Annotated in this window: 1 protein-coding gene (running past one end of the window); it reads left to right on the forward strand. The window is 53.2% G+C overall.

Annotated elements, in window-relative coordinates:
* Positions 1–18,489: the 3' portion of a non-ribosomal peptide synthase/polyketide synthase gene (locus MLD56_RS12225; RefSeq protein WP_241113508.1), read on the forward strand. 23,724 nt of this gene lie to the left of the window's left edge; 18,489 of the gene's 42,213 nt are visible here — the last part of the coding sequence; its start codon lies beyond the left edge, outside the window; it ends in the stop codon at positions 18,487–18,489.
* Positions 18,490–18,754: the final 265 nt, after the last annotated feature.

Genomic DNA, 18,754 nt, shown 5'->3' on the forward strand with positions numbered 1-18,754 from the left:
TGGCTAGAGCGTCAGGATGAACGTGCGGCACAAGAGTATTGGAGCAGCTATTTGGCTGGCTTTGAACAGCAAACCTTGTTACCTGGATTGGATACTTCATCGAAAGACCAAGCGGCTAATACTGTATTCGCTACAGCAAACGAAACCAGGGAATATGTTTCTGAAAAAATAACGGTAGATCTGGATCCAGCGTGGAGCGAAGCGATGTACCGGATTGCAAAGCAGCAGCAGGTCACGATTAATACGCTGATGCAGAGCGTGTGGGGCCTTATTTTGCAGAAATATAACAACAATGAGGATGTTGTATTCGGCAGTGTGGTATCTGGACGTCCGACGGATATTGCGGGTGTAGAGCATATGATCGGTCTGTTCATTAATACGATCCCAGTGCGGATTCAAAGTGAACAGAATGCCACGTTTGTGGACATCATGCGCAAAACGCAGGAGCAAGCGTTGGCTTCGGGGGTATATGACAGCTTCCCGCTGTATGAAATTCAGGCATTGACCGAGCAGAAGCAGCATCTGATTAACCACATTATGGTATTTGAGAATTATCCGGTAGAGGAGCAAGTCGAGCAGCTTGGGGAAGTTCGTCCATCCGCTTTTGAAATTACGAATGTGGAGGTTGTCGAGCAAACAAACTATGATCTGGACTTGATTGTGATGCCCGATGAAACCTTCCGCATTATGTTCAGATATAACGCCAATGTATACGATCGGTCTACGATCGAGCGGATGCGGGGACATGTACTGCATGTCATCGAGCAAATTATCGATAATCCACATATCCGTGTGAATGAGCTGGAATTGGTGACACCAGAAGAACAGGCACAGATCATTCAGGTGTGGGGAGATACGGCGGCAGATTATCCGCAAGATCAGACGTTAAGTTCACTGTTCGAGCAGCAGGTAGCGAGCACACCGGAGCAAGTGGCAGTGTTGTGCGGATCGGAATCGTTGACCTACGCGGAGCTGAATGAGCGCGCGAACCGTTTGGCTCGGACGTTGCGTGCGGAAGGTGTTGAACCGGATCAGCCGGTAGGCATACTGGTTCAGCGCTCGCTAGAGATGATCGTAGGCATCTACGCGATCCTCAAGGCAGGCGGAGCCTACGTGCCAATTGATCCAGAATATCCGGCTGATCGTATCCGCTTTATGCTGGAGGACTCGGGCGCGAAGCTGGTGCTGACGCAATCGCATCTGGCGGAGCAAGCATCGCTGAGTTTCGACGGCCAGGTGCTGGTGCTGGATCGTCAGGAGCAGGCTGGCCAAGACATTTACCACGAAGACGGCTCGAATCTGGAGCCACTGGCCGGACCGCACCATGTCGCCTATGTCATTTATACCTCTGGCTCCACGGGAAAACCGAAGGGCGTTATGGTGGAGCACCATTCTGTGCTGAATCGGATTTTGTGGATGCATGATCGGTACGGCTTGAGTGCGGAAGATACGATCCTGCAAAAGACCGCCTTTACGTTCGACGTGTCGGTGTGGGAGCTGTTCTGGTGGTCGCTGGTCGGCTCGAAGGTGAGCTTGCTGTCGGTAGGCGGGGAAAAGAACCCGGAAGACATCGTGGACACGATTGCCCGCGATGGAGTGAGCACGATGCACTTTGTACCTGCCATGCTGCATGCGTTCCTGGAGTATGTGGAGCAGCAGCCACGGGAAGTGATGCAAGCGAAACTGGCAACGCTGCGCCATGTCTTTGCCAGTGGTGAAGCCTTGCCGCCACAGCATGTGGCTCGCTTCCAACGGCTCGTGTCGAGCCTGACCGGAGCGAAGCTGATCAACCTGTACGGTCCAACCGAAGCGACGGTGGACGTATCGTACTTTGATTGCGAGCCGACGGAAGAATATGCAGTCATTCCGATCGGAAAACCGATTCAAAACATTCGCCTGTACATCGTGAAGGAAGGCACGGAGCAATTGCAGCCGATTGGGGTTGCAGGGGAGTTGTGCATCGGTGGTGTCGGTGTGGCACGTGGGTATCTGAACCGTCCGGAGCTGACGGCCGAGAAATTTGTGAAAGATCCGTTTGCCGGCGGGGAAGCCGGGTATGAGCGGATGTACCGCACCGGCGATTTGGCGAGATGGATGCCGGACGGCAACATTGAATATTTGGGCCGGATCGACCATCAGGTGAAAATTCGCGGTTACCGGATTGAGCTGGGCGAGGTCGAAACGCAGCTGCTCCAAGTAGCGTCCGTGCGAGAAGCGGTTGTCATGGCTCGTGCAGACGAAACGGGCCAAAAACACATGGTGGCGTACTATGTCGCCGGGCAAGAGCTAGGAGCCAGCGAGCTGAGAAGTGAGCTGGGCCGAGAGCTGCCAAGCTATATGGTGCCGTCCTACTTTGTACAACTGGAGCAAATGCCGCTGAGTCCCAATGGCAAAATTGACCGTAAGGCCCTGCCAGCACCGGAAGGCAGCCTGCAAAGCGGAGCCGATTATGTCGCACCGCGGACGTGGGTGGAAGTGAAGCTGGCGCAAATTTGGCAGGATGTGCTGGGCCTGGCGCAGGTCGGCGTGAAGGAAAACTTCTTCGAGATTGGCGGACACTCGCTGCGGGCGACGACACTGGCCTCGAAGATTCACAAGGAGCTGAACAAGCCGCTTCCACTGCGCAGTATTTTTGAAGCACCAACGATTGAGCAACTGGCAACGGTGTTAGAAAGTCTGGATCAAGTAACATATGCGTCCATTCCGGTAACAGAAGAACGCAGCTTCTACCCGTTATCTTCAGCACAAAAACGACTGTATGTACTGCATCAGTTTGATCCAAGTGATGTGAACTACAACATGCCGTCGGTGCTGCAAGTGAGCGGTCCGCTGGATGTGAAACGAGTAGAGGACGTGTTCCGTCAACTGATTGCCCGCCATGCGACCTTGCGTACCCGCTTTGAGCTGGTAGACAATGAGCCGATGCAATGGATTGAAGACAGCGTGCCGTTCGAGGTGGAATATACGAAGGTACAGGTAGAGAGTACGACTACGGCTACGGATCAGGACACAGCTACAGGATTGGATACAACTACAGCTACGTACACGAGGATTAGCGAGGAAGCACAAGAACGGGTCCGGCAGTTTATCCGTCCGTTTGATCTGCAAGCTGCACCGCTGCTGCGGGTAGGCTTGGTGGATCTGGGTGTCCAAGGAGTAGAGCAAGAATCCCAGCATTTACTCATGCTCGACATGCACCATATCGTTTCGGATGGCGTGTCGATGGAGGTACTGACCGATGAATTTGTCCGCTTGTATGGCGGTGAAGAACTGTCGCCATTGCGGATTCAGTACAAGGATTATGCCGTATGGCAACAAAGCGAAGCCCATCAGGAGTGGATGCAGCGTCAGGAAGCGTACTGGCTGGGCACCTTCCGGGGCGGAGTGCCTGTACTGGATCTGTCAACCGACTTTGCCCGTCCGGCGGTGCAGAGTACGGCAGGGGATACGATCGAGTTTGCACTGGGGCGTGAGGTTAGTGAACGCCTGAAAGAACTGGCTTCGCAAACAGGCTCTACCCTGTATATGGTGCTGCTGGCGGCGTACACCACACTCTTGCACAAATATACAGGCCAAGAGGACATTGTCGTCGGCACGCCGATTGCAGGACGACCGCATGCGGAGCTCAGTAATCTGGTGGGTGTCTTCATTAACACGCTGGCGATTCGCAATTATCCGTCCAGCGACAAAACGTTCCTGGATTATCTGCAAGAGGTGAAGGAGCATGCGCTCAGTGCTTATGAGCATCAAGACTATCCTTTTGAAGAACTGGTTGAACAGCTGAATTTGACGAGAGATACGAGCCGAAATGCGCTGTTTGACACGATGTTTGAGTTGAAAACCTTGGAGCAGCAGGCGTTGCAGTTGGAAGGTCTGACCTTGAGCTCCTATCCACTGGAAAATCATACGGCCAAGTTTGATCTGACTTTAGATGCAGTGGAGCAGCCAGAAGGCATTCTGTGCAGTCTGGAATACAGCACGGCGTTGTACAAGCCTGAGACCATTGCGCGATTGGCACAGCATTTTGCGGAAATCGTTCGAGCTATTGCATATCATCCACAACAGCCCCTGGCAACTTTGAATATGGTAACCGTTGAGGAAAAGGAGCAACTCATCTACGGTTTTGGAGAAGTGGGAGTAATGGATGGTGCTGCAGTTGAAGTAGGAGCCCTATTCCATACCTATGTGGAAGAACAGGCACAGCTTGTACCAGATCATGTGGCGGTGGTATACGAGGAGGAGCAGCTCACTTACCGGAAACTGAACGAGCGCGCGAACCAATTGGCGCGGAGATTGCGGAATGAAGGCGTTGGACGCGAGTCGATTGTCGGCATTTTGAGTGAACGCTCGGTAGACATGCTGGTCGGCGTACTGGCGGTGTGGAAAGCTGGAGGCGCCTATGTGCCGCTGGATGCAGACTATCCGTCCGAACGCATTCGTTTCATGCTGGAGGACAGTGGTGCGACGGTATTGTTGACCCAAATCGGCTTACAGGAGCAAGCACAGATATGGCTTGGGGAAAGCCGACAGGCCTTGGCCGGAGGGCAGACTGAGGGTGAGTTGGAAACAGCGGCTGGTGCTGAAACGATGGAAAGAGACAGCCTAAATGAAAACTTAGGCTTGAAATCAGATTCGAAGTCTGACAGCGAAGCAGCATCCGAACCGGCAACAGTGCTGCGTCTGCATACCGTACTGGCATTGGACGATGAGTCACTGTACACCGGAGATACGACAGACGTCGATCACATCAACGAACCGCACGATTTGGCGTATGTGATCTATACATCCGGGACAACCGGACGGCCGAAGGGCGTCATGATCGAGCATCACAGCTTGGTGAATACGGCTGCGGCGTATCGCAGGGATTATCGCCTGAACCAATTCCCAGTCCGACTGCTGCAACTGGCGAGCTTCTCGTTCGACGTATTCGTCGGGGATATCGCGCGGACGCTCTATAACGGCGGCACGATGGTCATTTGTCCGAAAGACGACCGGATTGATTTTAGCCGTCTGCACGGATGGATTCGCGATGTCCAGATTACCGTGTTCGAATCGACTCCGGCCCTGATCGTACCGTTTATGCAGCATGTGCATGAACAGGGGCTGGACATGAGCAGTCTGGAGCTGCTGATCACGAGCTCGGATAGTTGCAGCGTGACGGACTACCGAGTGCTGCAAGAGCGGTTTGGTGCGGATATCCGCATTATGAACAGCTACGGCGTCACCGAAGCGGCGATTGACTCCAGCTTCTACGACGAAGAGCTGTCGAAGCTGCCAAGCAGCGGCCATGTGCCGATTGGTCAGGCGTGGCTGAACGCACGCTTCTACATTGTGGACAGCCAGCTGAATCCGGTGCCGATCGGCGTACTGGGTGAGCTGTGCATTGGCGGAGCCGGGGTGGCACGAGGCTACCTGAATCGTACAGACCTGACAGCCGAGAAATTCGTAGCGAATCCGTATGTACCAGGTGAACGGTTGTACCGTACAGGCGATTTGGCGCGATGGATGCCGGACGGCAATGTAGACTTTATCGGCCGGATGGATGATCAAGTCAAAATCCGGGGCTTCCGGATTGAACTGGGCGAGGTGGAAGCGCAGCTGCTGACCGTGGACGGCATTCAGAAAGCCATCGTCACCGCCTGGGAAAACGAAGACGGAGACAAGGATCTGTGTGCGTATGTCGTAGCCTCGGAGGCGCTGAATTTGCCGGATCTGCGCAGCACACTCCAGCCCAAACTGCCGGGCTATATGATCCCGACCTATGTCGTACAACTGGATCGTTTCCCGCTGACACCGAACGGAAAAATTGACCGCAAAGCGTTGCCTGCGCCGGAAGCGCGCCTCGAAGGAGGCACAGCGTACGTGGCACCGCGGACATGGCTGGAAGAGCAACTGGTACGTATTTGGCAAAGCGTTTTGAATCATCATCAAATAGGCATCCAGGATAACTTCTTTGAAGTGGGAGGACATTCTCTACGCGCGACAACACTGATGGCGAAAATCCATCAGGAGCTGAATTACAAGCTGGCTCTGCGAGATATTTTCCAATATCCGACGATTGAACAATTGGTGCAGGTGATGGGTGAAGATCAGACCCAGCAAACGTATGTATCTATTCCTGTGGCGGAGGAGCGTGAATATTATCCTGTTTCCTCGGCGCAAAAACGGATGTACGTGCTGAGTCACCTGGAAGGTGGAGAGGTTAGCTACAACATGCCAGGAGCGTTGATTATCGAAGGTTCCTTGGATAAAAAACGACTGGAACAAGCCTTCCGCCAGCTGATTGCCCGTCATGAAGCCCTGCGAACCCGATTCGAGATGGTGGATGGTGAGGTGATTCAACGGATTGAATCGGGCGTCGCATTCAGCGTGGAGCATGTGCAGGCAAGCGAAGAAGAGACCCAGCAGTATGCCCAAGACTTTGTACGCGCATTTGATCTCGCACAAGCACCATTGCTGCGGGTTCAGCTGGTGGAAACCGGACCGGAGCGTCACGTCATGCTCTATGACATGCACCATATTATTTCGGATGGCGTCACGGAAGGAATTATCGTGCAGGAGTTCTCTCAATTGTATGAAGGCAAGGAACTGCCGCCACTGAGCATCCAGTACAAGGACTATGCGGTTTGGCAGCATGCCGATATGCAAAGTGAGCGTCTTCGTGAGCAGGAAAGCTACTGGCTGAACACGATGGCTGGTGACATTCCGGTGCTGGATATGCCTACGGATTTTGCAAGACCAGTCGTACAGCGTCTGGAAGGAGCGCGATTGGAATTTGCGATCAGCCTGGAGGACAGCGAACAGTTGAAACAGCTGGCCGCGCAAACCGGCTCCACCTTGTACATGGTATTGCTGGCCGCGTATAGCACGCTTTTGCATAAATATTCGGGACAGGAAGACATTATCGTCGGCACGCCGATTGCCGGAAGACCACATGCGGAACTGGAGAGCTTGGTAGGCGTATTCCTCAACACGCTGGCAATCCGCAATTATCCGGCTGGTGACAAAACGTTCCTAGACTACTTGCAAGAGGTCAAAGAGCATGCGCTCAGTGCTTACGAACATCAGGAATATCCTTTTGAAGAGCTGGTTGAAAAGCTGAATTTAACGCGGGATACGAGCCGGAATGCGCTGTTTGACACCATGTTTGAGTTGAAAACATTTGAGCAGCAGGAGTTCGAGCTGGAAGGTCTGACCTTTAAAACGTATCCGACAGACAATCATACGGCCAAATTTGATCTGACCTTGGATGCCGTGGAGCAGCCGGAAGGCATTCTGTGCAGTCTGGAATACAGCACGGCGCTGTACAAGCCTGAGACCATCGCGCGATTGGCACAGCATTTTACCGAACTTGTTCGTGCCATTACCCTTCATCCGCAGCAGCCACTGGCAGCTTTGGATATGGTAACTGTCGAGGAGAAGGCACAAATCATCTACGGTTTTGGAGATGTGGGAGTATCGGATGTTACTGCTGAAGCAGGAGGCTTATTCCATGTCTTTGTGGAAAAACAGGCTCAGCTTGTACCAGATCATGTGGCGGTGGTGTACGAGGAACAACAGCTGACGTACCGCACACTGAATGAACGTGCAAATCAATTGGCGCGCAGACTGAGAAATGGAGGCATTGGACGCGAATCGATGGTCGGCATTTTGAGTGAGCGTTCGGTAGACATGCTGGTCGGCGTACTGGCGGTGTGGAAGGCTGGAGGCGCGTATGTGCCGCTGGATGCAGACTATCCGTCTGAACGCATCCGTTTCATGCTGGAGGACAGTGGTGCTACGGTACTGTTGACCCAAATCGGCTTGCAGGAGCGTGCACAGGCATGGCTCGAGGAAAGCCAACCTACATCCGAACCCGCAACAGGGCTGCGTCTGCACACCGTACTGGCACTGGACGATGAGTCGCTGTACACCGGAGATACCACAGACGTCAATCACATCAACGAACCGCAGGATCTGGCGTATGTGATCTACACCTCAGGGACAACGGGACGTCCGAAGGGCGTCATGATTGAGCATCGCAGCTTGGTGAATACGGCTGCGGCCTATCGCCGGGATTACCGTCTGAACCAGTTCCCGGTACGACTGCTGCAACTGGCGAGCTTCTCCTTCGACGTGTTCGTCGGTGATATCGCCCGGACGCTTTATAACGGCGGCACAATGGTTATCTGTCCGAAAGACGACCGCATTGATCCGAGCCGTCTGTATGGCTGGATTCGCGACTATCAGATTACCGTGTTCGAATCGACTCCAGCCCTGATCGTACCGTTTATGCAGCATGTATATGAGCAGGGACTGGACATGAGCAGTCTGGAATTGCTGATTACCAGCTCGGATAGCTGCAGCGTGACGGATTATCGGGTGCTGCAAGAACGATTTGGTGCGGATATCCGCATTATGAACAGCTACGGCGTCACGGAAGCGGCGATCGACTCCAGCTTCTACGACGAAGAACTGTTGAAGCTGCCGGACAGTGGCAGTGTACCGATTGGACAGGCATGGCTGAACGCACGCTTCTACATCGTGGACAGCCAGCTGAATCCGGTGCCGATCGGCGTACTGGGCGAGTTGTGCATCGGTGGAATTGGGGTAGCACGGGGATACCTGAACCGTGCGGACCTGACGGCCGAGAAATTCGTAGCCAATCCGTTCGTGCCAGGTGAACGATTATACCGCACAGGTGACTTGGCGCGATGGATGCCGGACGGCAATGTGGACTTTATCGGCCGGATGGACTATCAAGTGAAAATCCGGGGCTATCGGATCGAGCTGGGCGAGATCGAAACGGCGATCCAGCGGGTGCCGGGTGTACGTCAAGCGGTAGTCATCGACCGGACGGATGAGCGTGGACACAAGTACTTGTGCGGATACATCACAGGAGAAGCTGAGCTGCGGATCGAGGAGGTACAGGCCGAACTGGAAGCCGGACTGCCAACGCACATGGTGCCTGCACGTTTGATGCGACTGGAGACGATCCCGCTGACCAGCAACGGTAAAATCGACCGTAAGGCCTTGCCGGAACCGGAAGGAAGCATCCATACGGGTGCAGCCTATGTGGCACCGCGTACCACGGTGGAGCAAGTACTGGCTGCGGTATGGGCCGGGGTGCTCGGCGTGGAAGCGGTAGGTGCGCAGGATAACTTCTTTGAGCTGGGTGGCGATTCGATTAAGGCCTTGCAAGTATCCTCCCGATTGCTGCAAGCAGGTTATCGACTGGAGATGAAAGACCTGTTCAGTCATCCAACCGTGTCTGCCTTGGCACTGAAAGTTCAATCGGTGACCCGATTGGCGGATCAAAGCGAAGTGGTGGGCGCTGTGAAGCTGACACCTGTTCAACACTGGTTCTTTGAGCAAAACCTGACGGATGCTCATCATCATAACCAGTCCATCATGCTGCATAGCAAGGATGGTTTTGATGAACCGGCCCTGCGCACGGCGATGGATCAAATCGTTAGCCATCACGACGCACTGCGTATCGTTTTCCGTCCTACGGAGCACGGATATGAAGCCTGGAACCGCGCGATTGGGGAGGGCGAGCTGTATACGCTGGATCGGGCCGACTTCAGAAATGAGTCTGAGGTGTCTGCGGCGATCGAGGCTAAAGTGAATGAAATTCAGGCGGGTATTCAGTTAAGCGAAGGACCGCTGGTGAAACTGGGGCTGTTCCATTGCCCAGATGGTGATCATTTGCTGATGGCGATTCATCACTTGGTGGTGGATACCGTATCTTGGCGCATTTTGTTCGAGGATATTACAACCGCCTACGAGCAGGCATTGAACGGACAAACGGCTCGCCTTCCGCACAAAACGGATTCGTTCCGCACCTGGGCGGATGGGCAGTCTCAATATGCGAATAGTCCGGCTATGGCAGCAGAACTTGCATTCTGGAAGGAAATGGAACAGGGCGTATATCAGCCGCTTCCAAAAGACGAGTCCCCTTCTCATTCCTTGAATAGGGACAGCGAGAACATGACAGTTACGTGGACAGCTCAGGAAACGGAGCAGTTGTTAAAACAGGCGCATCGTGCCTACAACACGGAGATGAATGATTTGCTGCTTACCGCATTGGGACTGACGATTCATCGCTGGGCGGGCCTGGAACGAGTGCTCGTGAGCCTGGAAGGCCATGGGCGGGAATCCATTCTGCCAGAACTGGATATTACGCGCACCGTGGGCTGGTTTACGACCCAATTCCCGGTGGTGCTGGATATGAGCGTGGGGCAAGACCTTTCACAGCGCATCAAACAGGTGAAAGAAGGACTACGCCGCATTCCGCAAAAGGGCATTGGCTACGGGATGTTGAGATACCTGTCCGCAGCCCGTGAGCAAGAGCGTTTTGTAACCGAACCTGAAATCAGCTTTAACTATTTAGGACAATTTGACCGAGATATGCAAAATCAATCTATTGGCGTATCTCCTTACGCTAGTGGTGCAGAGCTTAGCGCCCATGCAGCCAGATCGCACACGCTGGATATGAACGGACTGATTTCGGAAGGTAAGCTGCAATTGACAATCAGCTACAGCAAGCAGGAATATCGTCGTGAAACGATGGAGCAGTTAGCTGAACAGTTCAAAATCAGTTTGCAGGAAATCATTACGCATTGCACAGGCCGCAAACAGCAAGAACTGACGCCAAGCGATGTCATGCTTAAACATGTAACGATGGCCGAGCTGGATCAATTGGTAGAACGGACTCGTGACATCGGGGAACTGGAAAATGTCTATGCGTTGACGCCGATGCAAAAAGGCATGCTGTTTCATAGTCTGATGGATGCAGCGTCAGGAGCTTATTTTGAACAAACGACCTTTGATTTGCACGGACGCTTCCAAGCGGATATTTTCCAGGATAGCTTGAATCATTTGGCGCAGCGGCATGAGATCTTTAGAGCTAATTTCATCAGCGGTTGGCAGGATGAGCCTGTGCAGGTGATTTTCCGCCGCAAGGAGGTTGGTTTCAGATGCGAAGATTTGCGTCATCTGGATGAGCAGGAACGTGACGCGTATGTGAAGGAATTTATTCGCAAGGACAAGGCAGCCGGATTTGATTTGTCCCGGGATGCATTGATGCGCGTGGCGATTTTGCGAACAGGTGATGAGGATTATTATTTTGTGTGGAGCTCTCATCACATCTTGATGGATGGCTGGTGTGTGGCGCTCGTGACGGATGAGGTGTTTGAGGCTTATTTTGCAGCCGTGGAGCATAGACAGCCGAAGCTTGCCCCCGTGACTCCATACAGTCAGTATATTGAGTGGCTTGAAGCACAGGATGAAGAAGCAGCAGCTTCCTACTGGAAGGATTATTTGCTCGGCTATGATCAGCAAACTTCGATTCCGACCGGAAAAGTAGGCGTGAAAGCGGGCGATGCACAATTTGAGCATATCCTGTGCGATCTGGGCAAGGACTTGACCGGACGTATGGAAATGGTGGCCAAGCAGCACCACGTGACCCCGAATACATTGCTGCAAACAGCCTGGGGCTTACTGCTTCAAAAGTACAACGGTAGTGACGACGCTGTTTTTGGCGGTGTAGTGTCTGGTCGTCCAGCGGATATTTCGGGGATTGAAAATATGGTGGGCTTGTTCATTAACACCATTCCAATACGTATCCGCAGTGGGGCTGAGGACACCTTTGCCGACCTGATCAGAACGAATCAGAAACAGGCGCTGACTTCTCAAGATTATGAAACGTATCCGCTGTATGAAATTCAAGCCTTGACCGAGCAAAAGCAAGACCTGATCAACCACATTATCGTGTTTGAAAACTATCCGGTGGAGGAGCAGGTCGAGCAACTTGGCGAAGGGGCAGCGTCGGACTTTGAAATTCGCAATGCCGGCATGATTGAACAAACCAACTATGATTTCAATCTGGTTGTCATGCCGCAGGAAGCGATGAAAATCCGATTTGAATACAATGCGAAGTTATATGATCGTGAAGCCGTGAAGCGGACTCAGGGCCATCTGATACAGCTATTGGAGCAGGTGGTAGCGAAGCCGGACACTCGGGTGCAGGAGCTGGATATGGTAAGTACGCAGGAGCGCGAGCAAATTCTCCGCGTATGGGGCAATACAGCCGCCGAGTATCCGAGCGAGCAAACGATCCATGGCCTGTTCGAGACACAAACGGCACACACACCGGAACAGCCAGCATTGTTCTTTGAAGGAGAACAGCTGACCTATCGCGAGCTGAATGAACGTGCGAATCGTCTGGCGCGCACCTTGCGTAGTCAAGGTGTGACGAAGGATCGTTTGGTGGGACTGATGACCGAGCGTTCGGTAGACTTGATCGTGGGGATCTTAGGCATTTTGAAAGCTGGGGGCGCATATGTCCCCATCGATCCGACGTATCCGGAGGAGCGTATCCGCTACATGCTGGACGACTCGGGAGTAGAGCTGTTGTTAACGCAAAGCCATCTGGTGGACAAAGTAGCTTTTGATGGTCAGTTACTGGTGCTGAATGGAGCACAAAGTGTGTATCACGAGGATGGTTCCAACCTGGAGCCGTTGTCCGGTCCGAACGATCTAACGTATGTCATTTATACGTCAGGTACGACGGGGCAGCCGAAGGGTGTCATGGTAGAGCATCGTAATGTCGTACGTTTGGTGAAAAATACAAACTACGCGCAGTTGGATGCTGACACGCGCATTTTGCAGACAGGGGCTATTGTTTTCGACGCATCCACCTTCGAAATTTGGGGCGCTCTATTAAACGGTGGACAGCTGGTGCTAGTGAGTCAGGATATCATTTTGGACGTGCTCAAGCTTAAGGAAGCAGTGCGCAGTCACGGTATTACCACGATGTTTCTGACCACACCGCTCTTTAACCAGTTGTCTCAGCAGGATTTGGCGCTGTTCGAGGGGATACGGGAACTGCTGGTCGGCGGTGATGTGATGTCCGTACCACATATGAACCGGGTGCTGGAGGCCCATCCGTCCCTTCGAATCAGTAACATCTATGGCCCGACTGAAAATACGACTTTTTCCACAGTGCATGCGATCACCGGTGTGCAATCGGAATCGGTGCCAATTGGTAGACCGATCCATAATTCAACAGCGTACGTCGTGGACCGTTCGATGCGGCTTCAACCCGTCGGGGTATGGGGTGAACTGCTGGTAGGCGGTGACGGGGTGGCACGTGGATACCGCAACCGTCCGGACCTGACATCCGAAAAGTTCATTGATAGCCCGTTCCGCAGCGGAGAACGCTGCTATCGCACAGGTGACACGGTACGCTTAAATGTGGACGGTACGCTTGAATATAAGGGGCGGATCGATGCGCAGGTGAAAATTCGGGGCTACCGGATCGAACTGGGCGAGGTAGAAACGCAGCTGTTGAAGCTGGAGGCAGTGCGAGAAGCTGTGGTCATCGCACGGGAAGATGAGCAAGGGCAGAAGCAGCTCTGCGCTTATGTGGTCGCCGATGAGGAAGTTGTCGCAAGTGAGCTACGCAGCGATTTGAGCCAGAAGCTGCCGGGTTACATGATCCCTTCCTATCTGGTACAGCTGGAACAAATGCCGCTGACACCGAACGGTAAAATCGACCGCAAGGCTCTACCAGCACCAGAAGACAGCCTGCAAAGCGTAGCCGACTATGTCGCACCGCGGACGTGGGTGGAAGTGAAGTTGGCGCAAATCTGGCAGGATGTGCTGGGCCTGGCGCAGGTCGGCGTGAAGGAAAACTTCTTCGAGATTGGTGGACATTCACTGCGGGCGACGACGCTCGCCTCGAGGATTCACAAGGAGCTGAACAAGCCGCTTCCATTGCGCAGTATTTTTGAAGCACCAACGATTGAGCAATTGGCAGTCGTACTGGAATATCTGGATCAAGTAACATATGCGTCCATTCCAGTAACGGAAGAACGCAACTTCTACCCGTTATCGTCGGCGCAAAAACGACTGTATGTGCTGCATCAGTTCGACCCGTATGATGTGAACTACAACATGCCGTCGGTGCTGCAAGTGAGCGGACCCCTGGATGTGAAGCGGGTAGAAAACGCGTTCCATCAATTAATCGCCCGTCATGCGACCTTGCGTACCCGCTTTGCACTAGTGGACAGTGAGCCAATGCAATGGATTGAGGACACTGTGCCGTTTGAATTGGAATATACAAAGGTACAGGCAGAAGCTGCGACTATGGGTACAGACCAGGACACAACCACGGATGCGGACACGATGGTCAGCCAGGAAGTACAAGAACGGGTGCGGCAGTTTGTACGACCGTTCGATCTGCAAGCTGCTCCGCTGCTGCGAGTAGGCTTGGTAGATTTGGGCGTACAAGGAACCGAGCAGGAACCGCAGCATTTACTCATGCTCGATATGCACCACATCGTTTCGGATGGCGTGTCCATGGGTGTACTGACCGATGAATTTGTCCGCTTGTACGACGGTGAAGAGCTATTACCATTGCGGATACAATACAAGGATTATGCGGTATGGCAGCAAAGCGAAGCCCATCAAGAGTGGATGCAACGTCAGGAAGCGTACTGGCTGGGCACCTTCCAGGGTGAGCTGCCAGTGCTGGATGTACCTACGGACTTTGCCCGTCCGGCGGTGCGAAGTACGGCAGGCGATACGGTGGTGTTCGGATTGGAACGTGAAGTCAGCGAACGGCTGAAAGAACTGGCGGCGTACACAGGCTCCACGCTGTATATGGTGCTGCTGGCAGCGTACACTGCACTCCTACACCAATACAGCGGGCAAGAAGATATCGTAGTCGGCACACCAATTGCCGGACGACCGCATGCCGATCTGGAGCCGATGATTGGGATGTTCGTCGGAACGCTGGCATTGCGGAACTATCCGACGTCAGAGCAAAGCTTCCGAAGCTATGTGGAGGATGTGAAGACGCGTGCCCTGCAAGCTTACGAGCACCAGGACTATCCGTTTGAGGAGCTAGTGGAAAAGCTGAACGTGAAGCGGGATATGAGCCGCCATCCGCTGTTCGATACGATGTTTACGCTGCAAACGACTGAGGAAGGCGAACTGCAACTGGCAAACCTGAGCTTCCGTCCATACGGCCTGGAACAAACGCCAGTCAAGTTTGATTTGATGATGGAAGCTAGAGAGGAAGAGGCAGGCATCCAGTTTGGATTGCAGTATGCAACTGCGTTGTACGAGCGCGAAACGGTAGAACGGATGACGCGTCACTTTGTTCGCTTGGTCGAAGCCGTGGCGGCGAATCCGGATGCGAAGCTGGGAGAGCTGGAGTTGATTACGGCGGAAGAAACCGAGCAGATTCTGAAGGTGTTCAATGATCCGAATGCACATAGCGTGCGTTGTGCTGAACACAGACAGGTGCAAGGCCATTCGCTCAGCGAACGCTTTGAAGAGCAAGCTGAGCGCAACCCTGAGCGGATAGCCGTTGTGTCTGGGGCCACCGCGCTGACCTACACTGAGCTAAATGAGCGTGCGAACCAATTGGCTCGTGTGTTACGAGCGGAAGGGGTCGAAGCAGATCAACCGGTGGGCGTATTGCTGGAACGTTCTGCGGATATTCTGGTGAGCATTCTGGGGGTACTGAAGGCCGGAGGCGCGTATGTGCCGATGGATACGATGTATCCACAGGAGCGCATCGACTACATGCTCCAAAACAGTGGGGCCAAGGTCGTGATTACAAGTAGAGTTGCCAACCTGTCGCTCAGCTTGCCATCCACAGTTCGAGCTGTAGTCTTGGATGACGAGGACGCTCAAGCTCAACTGGGAGCACAGGATGCGAGCAACCTGATCCCTATCGCCGGCCCGCATAACCTGGCCTATATGATTTATACGTCAGGCACCACCGGTCAGCCGAAAGGGGTCATGATTGAGCAGAGCAGTGTTAGCAATCTGGTAGATGCTTTATGGAAACGAGTATACAGTCGTTACGAACAGCCGCTTCATGTCGCATGGCTGTCAGCATTTGTATTTGACGCTTCGGTGAAGCAAATCTTTGCCAGCTTGCTGTTAGGCCACACCCTGCATGTGGTGTCCCATGACGTCAGTCTGAGCGGAGAGCATTTGATCGCCTACTACCGCACACACCGGATTGATTTGTCGGACGGCACACCTGCGCATCTGCATATTTTGAATGAAAGTGTCAGTGTGACGGAAGCACCGGAAGTGAAGCATTACCTGATCGGTGGCGAAGCATTATCCGTGCAGCTGGTACATGTGTTCCTACACAAATGGGCCGGGTATCGTCCGGTGATTACGAACGTGTACGGTCCGACCGAAACGACGGTAGATGCGACCGCTTATACGATTGAAGATATGGAGTCCCTGAACGCACTGCTGGAAAAAGGGGAGCATACGGTATCTATCGGAACGCCGATCGCGAACCAGTCGGTGTACATCCTGAACAGCCAGCAACAGCTGGTACCGATCGGTATCGCAGGTGAACTCTATATCGGGGGTGCAGGTGTCGGACGAGGATACCTGAATCTGCCAGAGCTGACGGCAGAGAAGTTTGTCCTGAATCCGTTCGCTGTTGCGGCAGCAACCGATCAAGCGGACAGCACTTACGCACACCGAATGTACCGAACGGGCGACCTGGCCCGGTGGTTGCCAGACGGCAGCATTGAGTATTTGGGCCGGATTGACCACCAAGTGAAAATCCGGGGGTACCGGATCGAGCTGGGTGAGGTGGAAGCGCAGCTGCTGACCGTGGACGGCATTCAGAAAGCCGTGGTCACAGCATGGGAAAACGAAGATGGACACAAGGATCTGTGTGCCTATATCATAGCTTCAGCGTCCCTGAGTTTGCCGGAGCTACGGAATGCGCTGCAGCCGAAGCTGCCCGATTACATGATCCCGACGTATGTGGTACAACTGGATCGTTTCCCGCTGACACCGAACGGGAAAATCGACCGCAAGGCGCTGCCGGCGCCGGAAGCACGCCTCGAAGGAGGCCTGGAGTACGTTGCACCACGGACGCCGCTGGAAGCCAAGCTAGCCCAAATCTGGCAGGATGTTTTGAAGCTGTCCAGCGTAGGAGTCACCGACTCATTCTTTGACGTGGGTGGGCACTCCCTGCGGGCAACGACGCTGGTGGCCAAAATCCATCAGGAACTGGACAGCCGGATTACGCTGCGTGAGGTGTTCCAACACTTTACGATTGAGCAGCAAGCCCAGCTCATAGCTACGCACGGCACAGACACCTATACGGTGATCCCTGCGGCGGCGAAACAGGCATACTACCCGGTTTCCTCGGCTCAAAAAAGACTGTACATTTTGAGCCATCTGGAAGGTGGGGATCTCAGCTACAATATGCCGGGTGTATTAACCGTGGAGGGACCGCTTCAGGCCGATCGGCTGGAGGATGCGTTCCGTCAGTTAATAGCCCGCCATGAAACGTTGCGGACTTCTTTTGAAGTGGTGGAAGGCGAGGTCGTTCAGCGGGTGTACGATCAAGTGGAGTTTGCAGTAGAGCACCTGCAGGCCAGGGAGTCCGAAGCCGATGCCTATATCGAGTCCTTTGTGCGCAGCTTTGACCTTCGTCAGGCACCACTGCTGCGTGTCCGTCTTCTTCAAACCGGACCAGAGCGCCATCTCTTGATGTACGATATGCACCATATTATTTCAGACGGTGTATCGTCGAACAATATCGTGCAGGAGCTGGTACAACTGTACGAAGGGCAGGAATTGGAGCCGCTGCAAATTCAGTACAAGGACTACGCCGTGTGGCAGCAGCAGGAGATGCAGCGTGAATCATACCAACGCCGGGAACACTTCTGGCTGGAGCATTTAGCCGGAGAATTGCCGGTACTGGATTTGCCAATTGCTTATCCTAGACCTGCTGTTCGCAGCTTCGAGGGTGCGATGTATGAATTTACAGTGGACGCGAATGTATCCGAGCAACTGCACCGAATTGCGGCACAGACCGGAAGTACACTGTACATGGTACTGTTGAGCGCCTACACCGTTCTGCTGTCCAAATACAGCGGTCAGGACGATTTGATCATCGGTACGCCGGTAGCAGGCCGCTTGTTGCCTGAGCTGGAGCCACTGATCGGAATGTTCGTCAATACGCTAGCCATTCGGCATCAGCCGAAGGGCAACCAAACGTTCCACAGCTACTTGCAGGAAGCCAGAGATCGTACGCTGCAAGCCTTCGAGCATCAGGATTATCCACTGGAAGAGTTGGTGGAAAAGCTGGATGTAACACGGGATGCAAGCCGTAACCCGTTATTCGACACCATGTTTGTACTGGAAAACACAGAGTCGCCGGAAGCGAAGCTTGAAACACTGTCCTTCAGCCCGTATGTTCGGGAGCATCGTATTTCCAAATTCGATTTGACTTTGTCTATGAGTGATGAAGATGGGGAGATGAAGGGTTCCTTTGAATATTGCACGAAGCTATTTGGGGCTGACGCTATTGAGAGATTAACCAGAGATTTGATAGCGATCCTGTCCCAGATTGGAATCGATCCAGATTTGCTGTTAAGCGATATTCAGGTGAACTCGGACGAGCAGCCGGAAGGCTTCTCACCGGATTCCATCGACTTTGTTTTCTAAATCCGTTTTCTAAAATGCAATGATTTCACTTTGCGTGTGCAGAGGGTGGCGGCTTGTCCGACTGCCCTTGCCTGCAAAGTATTCTTTTTCCGACACAACGCTCATGTACTAACATTAAAAAAAATACAATTCCCTTTGAAAATTTAAGTATTATAAACAATTCGTCGAGTTTAGGTTGATTATGCACATTATATATTAGGGGAAGAGTATAAGATGGATTAGCTCCATTTTATATTCCGAATTGTTTAGATTATATAAAAGGTAC

The sequence above is a fragment of the Paenibacillus peoriae genome, from assembly GCF_022531965.1.
Taxonomy (GTDB): Bacteria; Bacillota; Bacilli; order Paenibacillales; family Paenibacillaceae; genus Paenibacillus; species Paenibacillus polymyxa_D.